The organism is Mycoplana ramosa, assembly GCF_041930185.1.
Taxonomy (GTDB): domain Bacteria; phylum Pseudomonadota; class Alphaproteobacteria; order Rhizobiales; family Rhizobiaceae; genus Mycoplana; species Mycoplana ramosa.
In genome coordinates, this window is record NZ_JBHEEW010000030.1 from 2,501 (window position 1) to 6,436 (window position 3,936).

The 3,936-nt window shown below is 54.1% G+C and carries 1 tRNA gene and 2 rRNA genes; all 3 read left to right on the forward strand.

The annotated features are described in order from the left end of the window. Positions 1–542 precede the first annotated feature (542 nt). The 3 genes from JNC62_RS21020 to JNC62_RS21030 all read left to right on the forward strand — a co-directional run bounded on the left by JNC62_RS21020 (position 543) and on the right by JNC62_RS21030 (position 3,926). Positions 543–3,339: ribosomal RNA gene (locus JNC62_RS21020) — 23S ribosomal RNA — on the forward strand. 231 nt (positions 3,340–3,570) lie between these two features. Further along, positions 3,571–3,685 (forward strand): 5S ribosomal RNA (gene rrf, locus JNC62_RS21025). A 164-nt stretch (positions 3,686–3,849) separates the two neighbouring features. Further along, a tRNA-Met gene (locus JNC62_RS21030) sits at positions 3,850–3,926 on the forward strand. Positions 3,927–3,936: the final 10 nt, after the last annotated feature.

Here is a 3,936-nt window from a genome sequence, read left to right on the forward strand (position 1 = left end):
AAGAAAAGTTATCCTTTGAAGAAGTAAAAGTTTGCATCCGGCGACACGCCCGATGCCTGTTCTGTCTACATTGTGAAGAGAAGATACTGTCTGGAGGCTTCCAGGTGTTTTGGGCGAAAGTCCAGGACGTCCGAGCCCAGTCCCAGTGAAACCATGGAAGGTCTAGCCGACCGGAAATGGAGGAGGGATTGGAGGTAGGAAGGAAAGCCTGTTACTCAGAACGGGTCGTTGTTCGAAGGTTCTGCCTTCGTCTGATGGCCTGTTGATGGATGTTGCCTGACCGCGCATCCCCGGACAGATCTCGAGAAGCTGGTCTTATGATTTGGCGCAAGTGAGCTGCTCGGCGTAGCTCCGGTAAAGCGACCAAATCGAACACGTCGATGGCATCTGAGATGCCCGGTTGTAAAAGGTAACCGGGCTTTGGAACTGATGGTCTGGCAATCGCAAGGTTGTCCGGATGGTCAGATTTGGAACCCCTCTGAGCGCAAGCGAAGAGGAAGGGAATTCCAAATCCAATAAGGATGAGCATTGGCAATGAGAACGATCAAGTGTCGTAAGGGCAATTGGTGGATGCCTTGGCATGCACAGGCGATGAAGGACGTGATACGCTGCGATAAGCCGTGGGGAGCTGCGAATGAGCTTTGATCCATGGATCTCCGAATGGGGCAACCCACCTTAAATGCTTGGAGAATTTAAGTTGTTCGCAAGGACGGCTTAGGTTTCCAAGCATTGAGATAAGGTATCTTACCTTCGAATACATAGGGGTAAGAAGCGAACGCAGGGAACTGAAACATCTAAGTACCTGCAGGAAAGGACATCAACCGAGACTCCGCAAGTAGTGGCGAGCGAACGCGGACCAGGCCAGTGGCAATGCTGAATAAAGTCGAACGGAATGGAAAGTCCGGCCGTAGCGGGTGATAGCCCCGTAGACGTAGAACAGGCATTGTCCTTGAGTAGGGCGGGACACGTGAAATCCTGTCTGAACATGGGGAGACCACTCTCCAAGCCTAAGTACTCGTGCATGACCGATAGCGAACAAGTACCGTGAGGGAAAGGTGAAAAGCACCCCGACAAGGGGAGTGAAAGAGAACCTGAAACCGGTTGCCTACAAACAGTCGGAGCCCGCAAGGGTGACGGCGTACCTTTTGTATAATGGGTCAACGACTTAGTGTGGCGAGCAAGCTTAAGCCGATAGGTGGAGGCGCAGCGAAAGCGAGTCTGAACAGGGCGTTCAGTTCGTCGCATTAGACCCGAAACCGAGTGATCTAGCCATGAGCAGGTTGAAGGTTGGGTAACACCAACTGGAGGACCGAACCCATATCTGTTGCAATAGATCGGGATGACTTGTGGCTAGGGGTGAAAGGCCAATCAAACTCGGAAATAGCTGGTTCTCCGCGAAATCTATTTAGGTAGAGCGTCGACCGAATACCCTCGGGGGTAGAGCACTGGATGGGCTATGGGGACTCACCGTCTTACTGATCCTAACCAAACTCCGAATACCGAGGAGTACTAGTCGGCAGACACACGGCGGGTGCTAACGTCCGTCGTGAAAAGGGCAACAACCCTGACCTCCAGCTAAGGTCCCCAAGTCATGGCTAAGTGGGAAAGGATGTGAGGATCCCAAAACAACCAGGATGTTGGCTTAGAAGCAGCCATCATTTAAAGAAAGCGTAACAGCTCACTGGTCTAAATAAGGGTCTTTGCGCCGAAAATGTAACGGGGCTGAAGCCATGCACCGAAGCTGAGGATGTGCAGCAATGCACGTGGTAGCGGAGCGTTCCGTAAGCCTGTGAAGGAGGACCCGTGAGGGCCTCTGGAGGTATCGGAAGTGCGAATGTTGACATGAGTAACGATAAAGGGAGTGAGAGACTCCCTCGCCGAAAGACCAAGGGTTCCTGCTTAAAGTTAATCTGAGCAGGGTTAGCCGGCCCCTAAGACGAGGCGGACACGCGTAGTCGATGGGAACCACGTTAATATTCGTGGGCCTGGTGGTAGTGACGGATCGCGTAAGTTGTAAGGTCTTATTGGATTGATCTTGCCGCGAAGCGGTTCCAGGAAATAGCTCCACCGTATAGACCGTACCCGAAACCGACACAGGTGGTCAGGTAGAGTATACCAAGGCGCTTGAGAGAACTATGTTGAAGGAACTCGGCAAATTGCACGCGTAACTTCGGAAGAAGCGTGACCTCTTTTTACGCAAGTGGGAAGGGGTGGCACAGACCAGGGGGTAGCGACTGTTTATCAAAAACACAGGGCTCTGCGAAGTCGCAAGACGACGTATAGGGTCTGACGCCTGCCCGGTGCTGGAAGGTTAAGAGGAGAGGTGCAAGCTTTGAATCGAAGCCCCAGTAAACGGCGGCCGTAACTATAACGGTCCTAAGGTAGCGAAATTCCTTGTCGGGTAAGTTCCGACCTGCACGAATGGCGTAACGACTTCCCCGCTGTCTCCAACATAGACTCAGTGAAATTGAATTCCCCGTGAAGATGCGGGGTTCCTGCGGTCAGACGGAAAGACCCCGTGCACCTTTACTATAGCTTTACACTGGCATTCGTGTCGGCATGTGTAGGATAGGTGGTAGGCTTTGAAGCAGGGACGCCAGTTTCTGTGGAGCCATCCTTGAAATACCACCCTTATCGTCATGGATGTCTAACCGCGGTCCGTTATCCGGATCCGGGACCGTGTATGGTGGGTAGTTTGACTGGGGCGGTCGCCTCCGAAAGAGTAACGGAGGCGCGCGATGGTGGGCTCAGAGCGGTCGGAAATCGCTCGTCGAGTGCAATGGCATAAGCCCGCCTGACTGCGAGACTGACAAGTCGAGCAGAGACGAAAGTCGGTCATAGTGATCCGGTGGTCCCGCGTGGAAGGGCCATCGCTCAACGGATAAAAGGTACGCCGGGGATAACAGGCTGATGACCCCCAAGAGTCCATATCGACGGGGTTGTTTGGCACCTCGATGTCGGCTCATCGCATCCTGGGGCTGGAGCAGGTCCCAAGGGTTTGGCTGTTCGCCAATTAAAGCGGTACGTGAGCTGGGTTCAGAACGTCGTGAGACAGTTCGGTCCCTATCTGCCGTGGGTGTAGGAATATTGACAGGATCTGTCCCTAGTACGAGAGGACCGGGATGGACGTATCTCTGGTGGACCTGTTGTCCTGCCAAGGGCATAGCAGGGTAGCTATATACGGAAGGGATAACCGCTGAAGGCATCTAAGCGGGAAACCCACCTGAAAACGAGTATTCCCTTGAGAGCCGTGGAAGACGACCACGTTGATAGGCCGGGTGTGGAAGCGCAGCAATGCGTGAAGCTTACCGGTACTAATCGCTCGATTGGCTTGATCGTTCTCATTGAAAATGCTCATCGACCAACGTCGATGATGCAAAGACCTTTGTCCTCACGCTGTCGTGGCCTTCGGCCACTGCGCTGCGGACGGCGCGCCAAACGATTGGCGAGACGCCTTGCGCTTGCGGCCTTTGGCCGAGGGCGCCAGGCAAAAGGTTCAAAGACGTGTTCATAAGACAAAAACGAGGCTTTGCCTCTACCAGCTTCTCACATCAATTTGCCCTTAGCCGACCTGGTGGTTCTGGCGGGGTGGCTGCACCCGTTCCCATTCCGAACACGGCCGTGAAACGCCCCAGCGCCAATGGTACTTCGTCTCAAGACGCGGGAGAGTAGGTCGCTGCCAGGTCTGCTAAAGGCAAATGATGCAACGCCGGCGCCCAAAAAAAGTGGCAGATCTTTTGGATCAGCCTGCCGGTTCAAAAGATCATCTTCTCGACACCCTCGGCTCGACGCCGAAACCTTGAAAGGGCCGCCAACGCGGCCCATATGCGTTAAGGCGCAAACCAATACCGCGGGGTGGAGCAGCCCGGTAGCTCGTCAGGCTCATAACCTGAAGGCCGCAGGTTCAAATCCTGCCCCCGCAACCACTGAGACTTG